Below are 15,655 nucleotides of genomic sequence, written 5' to 3'. Positions count from 1 at the left end.
ATGAACCAAGCCTGGCATTCGAATTGCAGCGCGTTTTCATCGCAGTTATTGCCATCGTTGAAAAATGGATCGTTGCGTAACGGATTTTCTTTGGTCGAGTTGCTGACCGTTCTTGCAGTGATGGCGATATTGCTCGGCATTGCAGCGCCATCGTTCGGTGAATTGATCCAGAGTCAGAAAGCGAGCAGCACAGTCAATGATTTTCTGTCTTCGATCCAGTTGGCCCGCTCGGAGGCGATTCGCAGGGGCGTTCGGGTCGATCTGGTGCCCAGCGGCGAAAACTGGTCGGCCGGATGGACGGTTTTCGTCGACGAGGACAACGATCAAAAACCCGGCCCGGGAGAGCAAGTGATTTTCACGCATCCTTCGGCACCGCCGGATATGGTGATCACTTCGGTGCTGACCGATCAGTCACCTCTCTATCTGGCATATGCCGCCACTGGCCGGACCCGTACCAATCACGCCGGTGGACAACAACCTCAGTTCGGCTCGTTCACATTCGAACTCGGCAAACAAAAGCGTAAGATTGTCCTGAATGCCCTCGGGCGCCCACGCGTCTGCACGCCGAAAGCCGGTGAAGACAATTGCTGAAGCAATTGGGGCTGCGTTTCGCACATTTCCCTCCCGCGAATCGCCGCGGATACAAGTCCGAGCTCGGGTGCAGGATCCAGCTATGGATCGATACCGAACATAACGCGCATCGCGACTGAATTCCCGTCCGTTCCGAAAACCTGCCACGGCGGGATAAAATGGCGATTTGACCACGCATGCGTGGTATATCCGAGCAGGAACGGTATTAACGTGAACATAGAAAACGACGTGCAGGGAATGGCGCTTGCCCTTGAATGGGCTGCGAAGGGTATGTTGATCACCAGTCCCAACCCCAGAGTGGGTTGCGTCCTTGTCAAGGATGGAGTGGTCATAGGTGAAGGACATACCCAACCTCCCGGTCAGGCGCATGCCGAGGTGCAGGCCTTGAATGACGCCATGCGCCGCGGCAATGACGTGCGGGGCGCGACCGCCTATGTGTCGCTCGAACCTTGCAGTCACTTCGGCCGCACCCCTCCTTGCGCCGATACGCTGATCCGCGCCGGAATTGGCAAGGTCGTCGCCGCACTCGGCGACCCGAACCCACTCGTGGGGGGGCAAGGTTTCGCCAAGTTGCGCGCCGCGGGTATCGAAGTCGTGACTGACGTCCTTGCCTCGGAAGCGCGAGAAATGAACATTGGCTTCCTTTCGCGTATGCAGAGAGGGCGGCCATGGGTACGCATGAAGACGGCGGCCAGCCTCGATGGACGAACGGCGCTATATAACGGACACAGCCAATGGATCACCTCTGCAGAGGCGAGGGACGACGGGCACCGGTGGCGGGCGCGGGCATGCGCGATTCTGACCGGCATAGGCACGGTCATCGAGGACAACCCGCAATTGACCGTCCGCGCGATCGACACGCCGCGCCAGCCGCGGCGGATCGTGATCGACAGTCGGCTGCAGATCAGCCCGGATGCGCGCGTGCTGACGGGAGGCGGCACCTGGATCGTTGCTGCGCAGTCGGACCCGGATAAGGAAGCCAGGTTGCGCGAGCGCGGTGCGGAAATCATTATTCTTCCCAACACCCATGGCAAGGTCGATCTGCCGCTACTGATGGAAGAGCTCGGACGGCGACAGATCAATGAACTGCACGTCGAAGCCGGCTTCAAGCTGAACGGCTCGCTGATACGCGAAGCTTGTGTCGATGAACTCCTGGTATATCTCGCCCCCAGCCTGCTGGGCGACGCGCACGGGATGTTCGACCTCAGGGCGCTGGACAGTCTGGATGACCGCAAGCGTCTTTCTTTCCACGAAATCAAGCAGCTTGGTCCGGATTTGCGTATCCTTGCTCGTTTCATCTAAAGGAGCCCGATCATGTTCACCGGCATCGTCGCCGCGATAGGCAAAATCTCCTCGATTACACCGCTTGGCAATGACCCTGATGCGGGTGTGCGCCTTATTGTTGAAGCAGGCGGCTTGCCGATGGCGGATGTTGGTCTCGGTGATTCGATCGCGCTCAATGGCGCCTGCATGACCGTGATCAGCAAGACCGACACCGGATTCACCGTGGATGTTTCGCGCGAAAGCCTTAATCGCACCGCAGGCCTCGACGCCATCGGCGAAGTCAATCTTGAGAAGGCATTGACGCTCGCCGACCGCCTGGGTGGTCATCTGGTTTCCGGGCATGTCGACGGCCTGGGCGTGGTTCGCAGTTTCGAGCCGGTGGGCGAATCGATGGAACTGGTGATCGAAGCTTCGCGCGAGCTTGCGAAGTATCTGGCCTATAAGGGATCGATCGTCGTCAACGGCGTTTCATTGACCGTCAACCGCGTTATCGATGGTGACAGCGAATGCACGTTTTCCATCAATTTGATTCCCCACACGGTGGAAGTCACGACGCTCAAGCATTTGCGGTCAGGAAGTCGAGTCAATCTGGAAATCGACCTGATCGCGCGGTATGTCGAGCGCATGCTAAGCCTCAAGGCTTGAACAGGCGACGCGTAGCAGGCTGGCTTGCCCTGCGCCGCAGCGTGATTTGTTTCGAAACCGAAAGTTGGAACGCTTCCAAATCCTTTAAAATAGCAGGCTACATAGGACTTTAGTCATGGCTATTTCAACAACTCTGGAAATTATTGCCGAGCTGCGCGCCGGCCGCATGGTTATTCTTGTCGACGAGGAAGACCGCGAAAACGAAGGCGATTTGGTGCTTGCTGCTGAATTCGTGACGCCTGAAGCCATCAATTTCATGGCGAAATACGGCCGCGGGCTGATTTGTCTGACACTCACGGAAGAGCGCTGCAATCTGTTGAACCTGGCGATGATGACCACACGCAATGGCACATCCTATGGCACCAATTTCACTGTTTCCATCGAGGCAGCTGAAGGCGTCACCACCGGTATTTCCGCGGCCGATCGTGCGCGTACGGTACAGGTGGCAGTGGCAAAGAATGCCAAGCCCGCCGATATCGTCCAGCCTGGCCACATTTTTCCGCTCAAGGCGCAAAAGGGCGGCGTGCTCATGCGCGCCGGCCATACCGAGGCGGGTTGCGACTTTGCCGAGCTCGCCGGCCTGACCCCGGCCGCAGTAATCTGTGAAATCATGAAGGACGATGGCACCATGGCCAGGTTGCCGGACCTGATCGAATTCGCACAAGAGCATGGACTCAAAATCGGTACGATTGCCGATCTGATCCATTACCGCAGCCAGAATGAAAGCATTGTTGAACGCGTCGCCGAACGTGTCATGCACACGGCGCACGGTCCATTCCGCACCATTGCTTATCGCGACAAGCCAAGCGGCGGCGCGCATCTGGCGCTGGTGCACGGGGATATAACGCCGGAATCGGAAACACTGGTCAGGGTGCATCAGCCGATATCGATCCTGGACTTGCTTGAAACCCAGATGACCACACATTCCTGGAACACAGCGTCTGCCATGGCGGCCATCAAGGCTTCCGAGCGCGGCACAATGGTGCTGCTGAATTGCGAAGAGTCCGCTGAGCAAATGTTTGCCCAGTTCGATGCGCTCAATAACCCCGGCTCGGTACCACAGCCGCGCGGCTCGCGCCTCGATCTGCGCACTTATGGCATCGGCGCGCAAATCCTGAAAGACCTGGGGGTCGGTAAGATGAAATTGCTGGCCAGCCCGCGCAAGATGCCTTCGATGACCGGTTTTGACCTGGAAGTGGTTGGCTATCAATCCAAACCCGATAATTAAGAACCAATAAACAGGACGGTCCGGCAAAGCCGGACCGTAATAATAGTTGACAACCACCCTGTCACGCATGCTTCGAGACATCGAGGCGTACGTTGCGGGGCTGCAGTTCATTGAGCGCACATGCGCATGAAGGAATAACCATGACCGTAGGAACTTACGAATCGAATTTGAGCGGAGAAGGCGTGCGTGTCGGTATCGTCCAAGCCCGTTTCAATGAAGATGTCTGCCACGGCCTGCTCTCTGCATGCCTGGCGGAGTTGAAGCATCTCGGCGTTGCCGACGAGGATGTCTTGCATGTAAGCGTACCCGGCGCCCTGGAAATTCCCCTTGCCTTGCAAAAAATGGCTGAAACCCAACAGTTCGATGCACTGATTGCACTTGGTGCGGTGATTCGCGGTGAAACCTACCACTTTGAATTGGTATCCAACGAGTCCGGTGCCGGGATCACCAGAGTCGGCCTGGATTTCGGTATTCCGATCGCCAATGCGGTGCTGACAACCGAAACCGACGAACAGGCCGAAGTTCGCATGGCGGTTAAAGGCGCTGACGCGGCGCGCGTGGCGGTCGAGATGGCAAACCTGTCGATTGCGCTGGAAGAGCTTGGCGAAGCAACAGAGGAAGAGTAAGAAATGAACCAGAAGACAGTGCATGCCAATCCGAGTAAAAGCCGTACGCCACGCCATCGTGCGCGCGAATTCGCGCTGCAGGGCTTGTATCAGTGGCTGCTTGCCAATGAAGACGCCGGCGCGATCGATGCGAATATCCGTGAAGCACACGGGTTCGACAAGGCGGATGCCGAACACTTCAACGCCTTGTTGCACGGTACGATCAAACAGGCTCCGGCATTGCGCGAAAGCCTTGCGCCCTTGATTGATCGGCCGATCGAACAGCTTTCGCCGGTTGAACATGCGGCCTTGCTGATAGGCGCCTACGAGCTTGGCAACCATATTGAAATCCCTTACAAGGTCGTGATCAATGAAGCAGTCGAACTAACCAAATCCTTCGGCGGCATCGACGGCCACAAGTATGTCAATGGCGTGCTCGACAAGTTTGCAGCGAAGGTGCGCAACGTCGAAGTCGACGACGCCAAGAAGCGCTGAACCCGGCCTTTCGTCTTTCCCGTTTTCTCCGTTCCATGGCGCCGGCATCGCCTGCCGTCGCCATGCGCATAATCCATATCATCCACTGCAATGAATCCACATCTGGCTTCCCGTCTTGCCAATATCGCGCCTTTCCATGTGATGGAACTGGCGAAGCGAGCCACCGAGCTCGAACGGCAAGGCCGATCCATCATTCACATGGGCATCGGCGAGCCCGACTTTACCGCGGCGCAGCCGGTAATCGACGCTGCCGCGCGTGCAATGGCGGATGGGAAGATGCAATACACCTCGGCAACCGGCATTCCTGCGTTGCGGGAAGTGATTGCCAATCATTACCGGCACGTCTATGGACTTGATATTGCGCCGTCGCGCATCATCATCACCGCAGGCGCCTCGGCTGCCTTGCTGCTGGCCTGTGCAGCCCTGGTCGACAAGGGAACGGAAGTGCTGATGCCAGACCCGTCGTATCCATGCAATCGACACTTTGTCGCGGCCTTCGAAGGTCAGGCAAAGATGATTGCAAGCGGACCGGAGCAACGCTTCCAGTTGTCCGACACAGTGGTGCGCGAACATTGGGGCGCTGCAACCCGCGGCGTGTTGCTGGCATCCCCGTCCAATCCGACCGGCACCTCGATTCCTCACGATGAATTACGGAAAATTGTCGCCACCGTGCGCGAGCGGCAGGGGTTCACGATCGTCGACGAGATATATCAGGGCCTCACCTATGACGAGGCGCCGTTTTCGGCGTTGTCGCTGGGTGAAGACGTCATTGTCATCAACAGTTTCTCGAAATATTTCAATATGACCGGCTGGCGCCTGGGCTGGCTAGTCGTTCCGGAATCGATGGTGCCTGCGGTTGAGAAACTGGCGCAGAACTTGTTCATTTGTGCTTCCAGCATTGCACAGCACGCGGGTGTCGCCTGTTTTTCGCCGGAAGCCATCTCTATTTACGAACAGCGCAAAGCGGAATTCAAACGCCGTCGCGATTTCATCGTTCCAGCCCTGCGGCAGCTCGGTTTTCGTGTCCCGGTCACGCCGGACGGCGCATTCTACGTCTATGCTGATTGCTCGGCGCTGTCGGACGATGCAGACCGGCTCACGATCGAAATGTTGCATGAAGCCGGCGTAGTGCTGGTGCCCGGCCTTGATTTCGGTCCTTACACTGCGAAAAGTTACATTCGCCTGTCGTATGCAACCTCGATGGAAAATCTGCAGGAAGCGGTGACGCGGCTTGAAAAGTTCTTCGCGGCCCGGCGCTAGAAAAGATCCAGCTTTGCTCAGCCGGCCGGATCCGATGCGGTCTGGCACACTCCTTCGATGCAAACGACGCATCGCGCCAAATAAAAAAGGAGCCATTCGGCTCCTCCATGTTCGGACGTTGACGTGATTACAGCGCAGCCACCTGATCGCTCTGGAGCGACGGCCGGCTTTCCTCCGCGGTTGGTGGTTCCGGAACCTGTACAGCCGCTTCCTCCACCTTGGGTTCAGCCTGTTTCGGCTTTGGCGATGCGGCGCGTGCCGACGTTGTAAAGGTTGGTACCTGCTTGCCCATCGCGACTTCCTTCAGTCGGCGATACTCGGCCAATACCTTGGAACCGTAGCCGGAATCGGAATCGAAAGCCCCTGCGCCGACATACAGTTTCAATCCTGCTTCGACCGATCCGCCGCGTTGCACATAGTCTTTCAGAATCTGAGAGCCAACACGAATATTCGTAACCGGATTCAGGGCTGCCTTGACGCCGCCAACTTCGGCGAACTTATCATGGTGCACCTTGGACATTACCTGCATCAAACCTTGCGCCCCGACAGGGCTCTCGGCAAAGGGGTTGAAGCCGGATTCGATCGCCATCACCGACAGGATAAGCAAGGGATCAAGCTTGATTTCCTTTGCGGTCAGATAGGCCGCAGATACGACCATGTTGGTGGCGTCACTGGCGACGCGATAGCGTTTCGACAGCCAGTTCGTTACCCACTGCTGCTGTTTGGAATTGCCGGCCGTGCTGCCCGTATCCGGTTGGGATACGGCTTTTTGCGGTGCGCTTGAGGCCTCGACTACAGCCGGTGCCGGCGCAGCGAGCAGGGCGGCCGGTGCAAGCGTCTCGGTTCCTTCCTCTTCATTGACCGCTGCGGCAAACGGAGACAACTCCTTGAGTTGATCGGCAATTTCCGGCCTGACGAACATGATGACGAGGGCGGCGATCGCGAAAAGGCCAAGTGCCATCACGGCATGGTGTGCGGTCGTGATAACACCGCGGATGCCGTCGCGCGCCACGACTGGCGTGCTTGACGGGGTTTGCTCATTTCTGGCGAAATCGGGAATCGCCCTGGAAAATAGCTGTAACATTCATGCTCCTGAAATGTCGCGGCAAGCAAAGAGCCCACTACAAAGCCTGTAGACACTTATGTTTGCCATGAATCGGACATCGTTTGCAGCCGCGCGCGGCGCTTTGCTGCAAACGTCGGAATTGCTTGTCATTGACTGTCGGCGGCCATGCGCCTGGCAGTAGCAAGCAACTTTTTCGGGGAGAAGGCAGAAGCCTTTGGAAAACACTCCTTAAAATGTCGTGGGACCCCGTTCCCGTGAGTGGCGAGCTTTTCACTGGTAGTTCCCTGATGCAGGGAAGTGTGCTCGTCAAGTTGGGCGAATTTTAGGGGGCTGTTTATATCACGTCAATACTAACAAATAAGGTTTTTATTACTTTTGTGTATAAGAATCTCGCTGTGCAGCAACAATACTTTAATAAAATCAATTACTTGGGCTTGCATTTTACAAAGATGGCCAAGTGTTAAACTTTGTGAAAAATCATGAAATATTCTGATTTGCGAGATTTTATTGCCCAGTTGCAACAAATGGGCGAACTTAAGGCGGTTTCCAGCCCGGTTTCACCGTATCTTGAGATGACGGAAATATGTGACCGTACGCTACGCGCTGGTGGCCCGGCGTTGCTTTTTAACCGTCCGGCCGGACATTCCATCCCCGTGCTCGGAAATCTGTTTGGCACGCCGCGCCGGGTTGCGTTGGGAATGGGCGCGGAAGACGTTAGCGAACTGCGCAAGATCGGCCACTTACTGTCGACGCTCAAGGAACCCGAGCCGCCAAAGGGTTTGAAGGATGTTCTCGGTCTGGGCTCGATGGTGAAATCCCTGTGGGATATGGCGCCAAAAGAGCATCGCTCAGCGGCCTGCCAGGACATCGTATGGGAAGGCAATGACGTTGACCTGGCCAGGCTTCCGATTCAGCACTGCTGGCCCGGCGACATCGCACCTTTGATTACCTGGGGTCTGGTGATTACCAAAGGACCGCACAAGAAACGCCAGAATCTTGGTATCTATCGCCAGCAGGTTATCGGGCGCAACAAGGTGATCATGCGCTGGCTGGCTCACCGTGGCGGCGCCCTGGATTTTCGTGAACATGCGATCGTCAATCCCGGCAAACCATATCCCATCGCAGTGGCCTTAGGGGCGGATCCGGCAACCATACTCGGCGCCGTGACACCGGTGCCCGACAGCTTGTCCGAATACCAGTTCGCCGGCCTCCTGCGCGGCAGCAGGACCGAACTGGTGAAGGCGATCGGCAGCGAGCTGCGCGTTCCGGCATCAGCCGAGATCGTGCTGGAAGGGCATATCTATCCGGACGAAGCACATTCCTCCGGATACGAGCATGCACTGGAAGGACCCTACGGCGACCACACCGGCTATTACAACGAGCAGGACTGGTTTCCCGTTTTCACGATAGACCGGATCACCATGCGGCGCGATCCGATTTACCACTCGACCTATACAGGCAAGCCGCCTGACGAACCTGCGGTCCTGGGTGTGGCCTTGAACGAAGTATTTGTTCCGCTGCTGCAGAAGCAATTTGCCGAAATCACCGACTTTTACCTGCCGCCGGAAGGCTGCAGCTATCGGATGGCAATCGTGCAAATCAAGAAGTCGTATGCCGGCCATGCGAAGCGGGTCATGTTCGGGGTCTGGAGTTTTCTGCGCCAGTTCATGTATACCAAGTTCATCGTGGTGGTCGATGAAGACGTCAACATCCGCGACTGGAAAGAAGTGATCTGGGCCATCACCACACGCGTCGATCCGACCCGCGATACCACTCTGGTCGATAACACGCCGATCGATTACCTGGATTTCGCCTCGCCCGTCAGCGGACTCGGCAGCAAGATGGGAATCGACGCCACCAACAAATGGCCGGGAGAAACCAGCCGCGAGTGGGGCACGACTATTCGCATGAGTGACGAGGTAAAGCAGAAAGTCGACCGTATTTGGGGAGAGCTCGGAATTTAAGGCAAATTGTGATGCCGCGTCGGCGCAAATGCGCCGACGACAAACTATTGTCGAGCGACAAAGCCGGAAATTGGAAGCCGACGGCAAGGCTTTTGCTGATAGAATACGGGTCGGCGGGCCCCTACGCATTGTGGCATGGCCAACCTGGTCAGGTCGGGAACGAAGCAGCCACAGCCATTTCCCGCAAGTGCCGTAGACAAGGCTCGCCCCTCTTTTTTTATAAGCTTCCGCTTAATTTCCTATCAAGTTACGTTGCCTGGCCGGCGGCCAGGCAAGCATGCCAAGCAGGCTCTAGACTCTCGACTCTACTCAGGCCACGCACGTTCCAGAATTTCCTGTTGCATCGCTGCCGATGACAGCGTCCCGTACACCCGGCCGGATTGCGCGTCGATCCGGCTTGTGATGAATGCATCGGCAATCGCCGGAGGTGCGGACCCCAGCATCAGGCAGCCTTGCGCCGCCAGTACCAGCCGCTGGGCAAAGCGGCGTGCCAGCATTTCACGTTGCTCGGGTGGTGTCGCAAGATCCTTGCGCAGCGCCAGCACCAACTCCTTCAAGCCGGCGTGTCCCGCAGCGGCTGCCTCGAATTGTTCAAGCAACAGCAGAAAGCCTTCCGTTTCCCGCTCGATTGCCCGCAATACGTCCAGGCACATGACATTGCCTGAACCTTCCCAGATCGAATTGACTGGCGCTTCGCGGTACAGGCGCGCCATCGGCCCCGTTTCCACGTAGCCGTTGCCGCCCCAGACTTCCATGCATTCACCGGTGAACTCCAGAGCGCGCTTGCAGATCAAGAACTTGGCGGCCGGTGTGACAATGCGCCGCCATGCGCGCTCCAGCGGATCGGCCGGAGATTCGAAAGCCTGTGCCAGGCGCAGCATCAGCACGGTCGCCGCTTCGCTTTCGAGCGCGAGATCGGACAGCACATTGCGCATCAGCGGCTGCTCGCTCAGCATCCGGCCGAACACCTTGCGGTGACGCGCATGGTGGGCCGCCTGTACAAATGCCTGGCGCATCAGGCCGGCGCTGCCGATCACGCAATCGAGACGGGTATGGTTCGCCATTTCGATAATGGTGGGGATGCCGCGGCCTTCGTCGCCCACCATCACGCCATACGCATCTTGAAATTCCACTTCGCTGCTGGAATTGGAGCGGTTGCCGAGCTTGTCCTTGAGACGTTGCACCAGTACTGCGTTCTTGGTGCCGTCGGGTCGCCAGCGCGGTACGAAGAAGCAGGACAGGCCGCCTTCGGTGCGCGCCAGTACAAGATGCGCGTCGCACATCGGCGCCGAAAAGAACCACTTGTGGCCGGTCAGCAGATATTCCGCGCCGCGTCCTTCGCCGCTGAGCGGACGAGCGGTCGTGGTGTTGGTGCGCACATCGGAGCCCCCTTGCTTTTCGGTCATGCCCATGCCGATCAGGATGGATTTTTTTTGTTCCAGCGGCAGGTCGCGCGGATCATGTTCGCGCGAGTACAACTTGTCGCGCAAAACTTCGAACAGTTTGGGTTCGTTTCGCAACACCGGAATCGCCGCAAACGTCATCGTGGTCGGGCAGAGCGAGCCTGATTCCACCTGCGACTGAAGAAAGTAGCCGGCCGCGCGGGCCGCATGGGCACCCGGCCGCGGATCGGACCAGGGCAGGGCATGCAAGCCTTCTGTACGCAACAAGCCGAGCAAGGCATGCCAGCTTGGATGGAACTCCACCCGGTCTATGCGCTGGCCTATTCGGTCATGCGTGGCGAGTTCGGGCAGATGATGATTGGCGAGTTCGCCCAGGCGCAAAACCTCCGCCGTGCCAAGTGTTGCGCCGAAACGCCGAAGATTATCTTCATTCCAGGCTGCGCCGCTGCGCCGCAATCCGTCAGCCAACGCAACATCACTGGTAAAAAGGTTGTAGTCCTCCAGTTCCGGTACCTGGTTCGTTACTTCATGTGTGGGCCATTGCATTCTGGATATCCTTTTCACGATGAGTTCTCGGACTATAACTTGCATCAGGTCAGGTAAAATGCGAGCTACATTCAACAGCCAGCGCCGCCATGTCTTATCAAGTCCTTGCCCGCAAGTATCGCCCAAAGAGCTTCGAGACGCTTGTCGGGCAGGAGCATGTCGTGCGGGCACTTACGCACGCGCTGGAGCAGCAACGCCTGCATCATGCCTACCTGTTTACAGGGACGCGCGGCGTCGGCAAGACCACCCTGTCCCGCATTCTCGCCAAATCCCTGAACTGCGAGGCCGGCATCACCGCTACGCCTTGCGGCAAATGCGAAGCCTGTACAGCCATCGATGCCGGCCGCTTTGTCGACTACATCGAAATGGATGCGGCCTCGAACCGTGGCGTTGATGAAATGGCGCAATTGCTGGAGCAGGCCGTCTACGCGCCATCGAATGCACGCTTCAAGGTTTACATGATCGACGAAGTTCACATGTTGACCAATCACGCATTCAATTCGATGCTCAAGACGCTGGAAGAACCGCCGGCGCACGTCAAGTTCATTCTGGCAACAACCGATCCACAAAAAATTCCCGTTACCGTGCTCTCGCGCTGCCTGCAGTTCAATCTCAAGCAGATGCCGCCAGGCCATATTGTCGGCCATCTCGAAAACATATTGGGACAAGAGAGTATAGAGTTTGATGCTCCCGCCCTGCGTCTGCTTGCACAAGGCGCGCATGGTTCGATGCGCGATGCGCTCTCGCTCACCGATCAGGCGATTGCCTATGCAGCCGGCAAGGTGACGTTGGGAGCGGTGCAGGGCATGCTCGGCGCGCTCGACCAGTCCTATCTGATCCGCATACTCGATGCGCTGGCGGCGCAGGACGGAACTGGCCTGCTTGCGGTCGCCGATGAAATGGCGGCTCGCAGCCTGTCGTACAACGTTGCCTTGCAGGATCTCGGCACGCTGCTGCACCGGCTCGCGTTGGCGCAAACCGTCCCGGCGGCATTGCCCGACGATGTGCCGGAGCGTGACGACGTGCTGCGTCTGTCCGGCTTGTTCGACGCGGAAGAAATACAACTGTTCTATCAAATCGCTGTGCATGGCCGCAATGAACTGAGTCTCGCGCCCGACGAATACGCCGGATTTTCGATGACGCTATTACGCATGCTGGCATTTCGTCCCGGCATGGGTGGTGCCGAGCGTGCCGCGCAGTCGCCGGCAGCGCCGGAACCAGCCCGTACCCTGAATTCTTCCCCCGCAACAGCAAGCCGCGCGCAAGCGCCGGCGCATGCCAGTGCAGCGGCCGCACAATCACAGCCGGCAAGACCGGCCGGCATGAGTCCGGCCCGCGCGGCACTGGAAGCGGCGCGCAATGGCGGCAGATCGCAGGCTGCTACGCCGCCGGCTGCGCGTCCTGCAAGCGCCGCGCCACCGCCATGGGACGATGAGGCTCCGCCCGCGCGCGATATGCCGTCGTTCGATTCACTTCCGGTCGCGACTCAAAAAAAAACTGAAGTACGCAGCGAGCCGCAGCGGCAGCCATTGATACAGTCGGATACCGCAGTGTTGGAAGAGCCGCCGATCATTGTCGTGCCGGAACTGCCGACGGCAAAGATGTCGCCACCTGTTTCGGCACCGATGCCGTCGCTCAATTGGGATGGCAACTGGCCGGCCCTAGCTGCGGCACTTCCCTTGCGCGGCGTGGTCCAGCAATTGGCGCAGCAGAGCGAGCTTTTGCAATGCGAAGACAACGGCGATGCGGTAATGATGCATGTGCGCATCCCGCTGGAAACACTGCGATCGGCCGGAGCCGTCGATAAACTGACAGCGGCCTTGTCCGAACATTTTGGAAAAGCCGTACGTGTCACTACCGAAATTGGCGCCGTTCAGCAGACCGCCAATGCGCAAGCAGTGGCCGAACGCGAAGCCCGGCAGCGCCAGGCGGAAGAGAGCATGCAGCGCGATCCTTTCGTGCAGACGCTGATGCGGGAATTCGGCGCGACGATCGTGCCAGGCTCGATCAAGCCTGTGTAACGCATACCGTTACCCATAACCAATGAACAACCAACGAGCAGGAGCAATATCATGATGAAGGGCCAACTGGCAGGGCTGATGAAGCAAGCCCAGCAAATGCAGGACAACATGAAGAAGATGCAGGACCAGCTTGCATTGATCGAGGTCGAGGGCCAGTCAGGCGCCGGCCTGGTCAAGGTGATCATGACCTGCAAGAACGATGTCAGGCGCGTCACGATCGATCCATCCCTGCTGGGGGATGACAAGGACATGCTGGAAGACCTGGTCGCAGCCGCTTTCAATGATGCGGTCCGCAAGGCCGAAGCGACATCCCAGGAAAAAATGTCCGGCATGACCGCGGGCTTGCCGCTGCCCCCGGGCTTCAAGATGCCGTTCTGACGGCGCATGCATGCAGGCGAGCACGTATCGACGCGCTGCGCCTGCAGCGCCGCAGGCGCATTGACCCTATCCAGTCGCGATGACAGAGAGTCCGAGTGAAATCGCCTTCCAGCCTTGAATTTTTGACCGAAGCCTTGCGCAGGCTGCCCGGCATCGGTCCGAAGTCCGCCCAGCGCATGGCTTACCACCTGATGCAGCACGACCGCGATGGTGCCGCCATGCTCGGCCGCGCCCTCTCGCAAGCGGTCGAACGCGTCCATCATTGTGCCCGCTGCAATACGTTCACCGAGAACGAATTGTGCGAAATGTGCATGGACCCGGAACGCGATGCCGCGCTGCTATGCGTGTGTGAAACGCCGGCCGATCAATTGATGATCGAGCAGACGCTGACTTACAAGGGATTGTATTTCGTGCTGATGGGACGACTCTCCCCACTCGACGGCATCGGCCCCAAGGACATTCATCTGGAAAAGCTGATCACGCGCGCCACCGACGGTGCGGTGAACGAAGTCGTGCTGGCTACCAACTTCACCAACGAAGGCGAAGCGACCGCGCACTACATCAGTGAAACGCTGAAGGCGCGCGGCCTGAAAGTCAGCCGCCTCGCGCGAGGCGTTCCGGTCGGCGGCGAACTGGAATATGTGGATGCGGGAACGATAGCGCGCGCCATGCTGGATCGTCGCACGACCTAGTGTAGTGTTTCACTCTTCTTGAGACATAAAAGTGCGTCTTTCACGCCGACTCTTCGTTGCACATCCTCGCAATAGCTCGCTATTGCTGCGGTGTGCGCCTCGATTCGCCGCGAAATCCATCACTTTTATCAGTCTCAATCTACGTGAAACACTACACTAGACGCTGGTCGGATTCAAACTCCAATCGCGCGAACGCGCACCTTAGCCTTCAGGGACATGACAACAAAAACATCCGTCGGCCCGCTTGCCGGCATCAAGGTACTCGAACTCGGCACGCTGATCGCCGGGCCCTTTTGTTCACGCATGCTTGCCGAATTCGGCGCCGATGTCATCAAGATCGAATCGCCCGACGGCGGCGACCCGATACGGCAATGGCGGGTGCTGAAAGATGGCACTTCCCTGTGGTGGTCGGTACAGTCACGCAACAAGAAAAGCGTGACACTGAACATGAAAGATCCGCGTGGCCAGGACATCGCCAGGCAGCTCGCGCTCGAAGCCGACATCATCATTGAAAACTACCGGCCTGGCGTGCTGGAAAAATGGAATCTCGGCTACGAGGATCTGAAGCAGCACAATCCGGCCACGATCATGGTGCGGTTGTCCGGATACGGCCAGACCGGACCGATGAAAGACTTGCCGGGATTCGGAGCGATCGGCGAATCCATGGGCGGCATGCGCTATGTGTCAGGCCATCCCGACCGGCCGCCGGTGCGCATCGGCATCTCTATCGGCGATTCCGTTGCAGCCTTGCATGGCGTGATCGGCGCGATGATGGCGCTGCGCCATCGCGACACCACCGGTGGACGCTGGAATGGCAAGACCGGAACTGACTGTATCGCCGGCCAGGGCCAGATGGTCGATGTCGCGCTGTATGAGGCGGTGTTCAACATGATGGAATCGCTGGTGCCGGAATACGATCATGCCGGCGTCGTGCGCGAACGCACCGGCGGCGCCTTGCCCGGCATCGTGCCGTCCAATACCTATACCACCGGCGATGGTGAAAACATCGTAATCGCCGGTAATGGAGACGCGATCTTCAAACGCCTAATGCTGGCAATCGGGCGACAGGACATGGCCGACGATCCTCAGCTTGCTCGCAACGACGGCCGCGTGCCGCGCACTGCCGAAATCGATGGCGCGATCCAGCAATGGTGTGCGACGCAAACCATTGATCAGGCCCTCGCGGTGCTGAAGGCCGCCGACGTCCCTGTCGGCAAGATCTATTCGGTGCGCGACATGATGAGCGACCCGCAATTCCTTGCACGCCGCATGTTCGAACAGCATGCGTTCGCGGACGGCACGCCGATCAAGCTTCCAGCCATCACACCCAAGCTGTCGGTAACGCCCGGTGAGACAAAATGGCTGGGTCCGCAACTCGGCGAGCACAATACTGAAGTCTTGCGCGCACTGGGTTATGATGACGAGCAGATCGCGCAGTTGGCGCGTGACCGCGTTATCTAGTCAGAACCCCCTGCAA

Annotated in this window: 14 protein-coding genes and 1 other RNA gene; 13 read left to right on the top strand and 2 right to left on the bottom strand. The window is 58.2% G+C overall.

The window, feature by feature from the left end:
- The 7 genes from D3871_RS10745 (at nt 1) to D3871_RS10715 (ending at nt 6,108) form a co-directional block, all read left to right on the top strand.
- Nucleotides 1-591, top strand: a complete 591-nt coding sequence (locus tag D3871_RS10745; RefSeq protein ID WP_233575576.1) for a GspH/FimT family pseudopilin — start codon at nt 1-3, stop codon at nt 589-591.
- Nucleotides 592-801: 210 nt separating this feature from the next.
- Nucleotides 802-1,893: a bifunctional diaminohydroxyphosphoribosylaminopyrimidine deaminase/5-amino-6-(5-phosphoribosylamino)uracil reductase RibD gene (ribD, locus tag D3871_RS10740; protein WP_119768880.1), complete on the top strand. Its 1,092-nt coding sequence runs from the start codon at nt 802-804 to the stop codon at nt 1,891-1,893.
- 12 nt (nt 1,894-1,905) lie between these two features.
- Nucleotides 1,906-2,520 (top strand): riboflavin synthase, encoded by a 615-nt coding sequence (locus D3871_RS10735; protein ID WP_119768879.1) that lies wholly within the window; start codon nt 1,906-1,908, stop codon nt 2,518-2,520.
- Between the two features lie 115 nt (nt 2,521-2,635).
- Nucleotides 2,636-3,748: a bifunctional 3,4-dihydroxy-2-butanone-4-phosphate synthase/GTP cyclohydrolase II gene (ribBA, locus tag D3871_RS10730; RefSeq protein ID WP_119768878.1), complete on the top strand. Its 1,113-nt coding sequence runs from the start codon at nt 2,636-2,638 to the stop codon at nt 3,746-3,748.
- Nucleotides 3,749-3,888: 140 nt separating this feature from the next.
- Nucleotides 3,889-4,374, top strand: a complete 486-nt coding sequence (gene ribH, locus D3871_RS10725; RefSeq protein ID WP_119768877.1) for a 6,7-dimethyl-8-ribityllumazine synthase — start codon at nt 3,889-3,891, stop codon at nt 4,372-4,374.
- A gap of 3 nt (nt 4,375-4,377) precedes the next feature.
- Complete coding sequence (gene nusB, locus D3871_RS10720) at nt 4,378-4,848, top strand: transcription antitermination factor NusB (protein ID WP_119768876.1); 471 nt, start codon at nt 4,378-4,380, stop codon at nt 4,846-4,848.
- A 90-nt stretch (nt 4,849-4,938) separates the two neighbouring features.
- Nucleotides 4,939-6,108: a pyridoxal phosphate-dependent aminotransferase gene (locus D3871_RS10715; RefSeq protein WP_119768875.1), complete on the top strand. Its 1,170-nt coding sequence runs from the start codon at nt 4,939-4,941 to the stop codon at nt 6,106-6,108.
- Between the two features lie 127 nt (nt 6,109-6,235).
- Here D3871_RS10715 and D3871_RS10710 read toward each other — a convergent pair whose 3' ends face one another.
- Nucleotides 6,236-7,192, bottom strand: a complete 957-nt coding sequence (locus D3871_RS10710; protein WP_119768874.1) for a transglycosylase SLT domain-containing protein — start codon at nt 7,190-7,192, stop codon at nt 6,236-6,238.
- 461 nt (nt 7,193-7,653) lie between these two features.
- Between D3871_RS10710 and ubiD the strand changes: the two genes are divergently transcribed.
- Together ubiD and ffs are read left to right on the top strand one after the other, a co-directional pair.
- On the top strand, nt 7,654-9,138 hold the full coding sequence (gene ubiD / locus D3871_RS10705; RefSeq protein ID WP_119768873.1) for a 4-hydroxy-3-polyprenylbenzoate decarboxylase: 1,485 nt from the start codon (nt 7,654-7,656) through the stop codon (nt 9,136-9,138).
- Nucleotides 9,139-9,250: 112 nt separating this feature from the next.
- An RNA gene (gene ffs, locus D3871_RS10700) (signal recognition particle sRNA small type) lies at nt 9,251-9,349 on the top strand.
- Between the two features lie 94 nt (nt 9,350-9,443).
- Here the strand turns inward: ffs and D3871_RS10695 are convergent.
- Nucleotides 9,444-11,087, bottom strand: a complete 1,644-nt coding sequence (locus tag D3871_RS10695; RefSeq protein ID WP_119768872.1) for an isovaleryl-CoA dehydrogenase — start codon at nt 11,085-11,087, stop codon at nt 9,444-9,446.
- Nucleotides 11,088-11,176: 89 nt separating this feature from the next.
- Between D3871_RS10695 and dnaX the strand changes: the two genes are divergently transcribed.
- The 4 genes from dnaX to D3871_RS10675 all read left to right on the top strand — a co-directional run bounded on the left by dnaX (nt 11,177) and on the right by D3871_RS10675 (nt 15,639).
- A complete protein-coding gene (dnaX, locus tag D3871_RS10690; protein ID WP_119768871.1) occupies nt 11,177-13,108 on the top strand; it encodes a DNA polymerase III subunit gamma/tau in 1,932 nt (643 codons plus the stop codon).
- Nucleotides 13,109-13,159: 51 nt separating this feature from the next.
- Nucleotides 13,160-13,486 (top strand): YbaB/EbfC family nucleoid-associated protein, encoded by a 327-nt coding sequence (locus D3871_RS10685; RefSeq protein ID WP_119768870.1) that lies wholly within the window; start codon nt 13,160-13,162, stop codon nt 13,484-13,486.
- Between the two features lie 95 nt (nt 13,487-13,581).
- Nucleotides 13,582-14,178 (top strand): recombination mediator RecR, encoded by a 597-nt coding sequence (gene recR / locus D3871_RS10680; protein ID WP_119768869.1) that lies wholly within the window; start codon nt 13,582-13,584, stop codon nt 14,176-14,178.
- Nucleotides 14,179-14,394: 216 nt separating this feature from the next.
- On the top strand, nt 14,395-15,639 hold the full coding sequence (locus D3871_RS10675; protein ID WP_119768868.1) for a CaiB/BaiF CoA transferase family protein: 1,245 nt from the start codon (nt 14,395-14,397) through the stop codon (nt 15,637-15,639).
- Nucleotides 15,640-15,655: the final 16 nt, after the last annotated feature.

Source organism: Noviherbaspirillum saxi (assembly GCF_003591035.1).
Lineage (GTDB): Bacteria > Pseudomonadota > Gammaproteobacteria > Burkholderiales > Burkholderiaceae_D > Noviherbaspirillum > Noviherbaspirillum saxi.
The sequence above is the reverse complement of the archived record's forward strand: the minus strand, read 5'-3'. Positions and strand labels throughout refer to the sequence as shown.

Excerpts from the sequence above, each read along its gene's own strand:
- D3871_RS10745 (WP_233575576.1), top strand. The coding sequence starts at position 1 with ATGAACCAAGCCTGGCATTCGAATTGCAGCGCGTTTTCATCGCAGTTA.
- D3871_RS10735 (WP_119768879.1), top strand. The coding sequence starts at position 1,906 with ATGTTCACCGGCATCGTCGCCGCGATAGGCAAAATCTCCTCGATTACA.
- ribBA (WP_119768878.1), top strand. The coding sequence starts at position 2,636 with ATGGCTATTTCAACAACTCTGGAAATTATTGCCGAGCTGCGCGCCGGC.
- ribH (WP_119768877.1), top strand. The coding sequence starts at position 3,889 with ATGACCGTAGGAACTTACGAATCGAATTTGAGCGGAGAAGGCGTGCGT.
- nusB (WP_119768876.1), top strand. The coding sequence starts at position 4,378 with ATGAACCAGAAGACAGTGCATGCCAATCCGAGTAAAAGCCGTACGCCA.
- D3871_RS10715 (WP_119768875.1), top strand. The coding sequence starts at position 4,939 with ATGAATCCACATCTGGCTTCCCGTCTTGCCAATATCGCGCCTTTCCAT.
- D3871_RS10710 (WP_119768874.1), bottom strand. The coding sequence starts at position 7,192 with ATGTTACAGCTATTTTCCAGGGCGATTCCCGATTTCGCCAGAAATGAG.
- ubiD (WP_119768873.1), top strand. The coding sequence starts at position 7,654 with ATGAAATATTCTGATTTGCGAGATTTTATTGCCCAGTTGCAACAAATG.
- D3871_RS10695 (WP_119768872.1), bottom strand. The coding sequence starts at position 11,087 with ATGCAATGGCCCACACATGAAGTAACGAACCAGGTACCGGAACTGGAG.
- dnaX (WP_119768871.1), top strand. The coding sequence starts at position 11,177 with ATGTCTTATCAAGTCCTTGCCCGCAAGTATCGCCCAAAGAGCTTCGAG.
- D3871_RS10685 (WP_119768870.1), top strand. The coding sequence starts at position 13,160 with ATGATGAAGGGCCAACTGGCAGGGCTGATGAAGCAAGCCCAGCAAATG.
- D3871_RS10675 (WP_119768868.1), top strand. The coding sequence starts at position 14,395 with ATGACAACAAAAACATCCGTCGGCCCGCTTGCCGGCATCAAGGTACTC.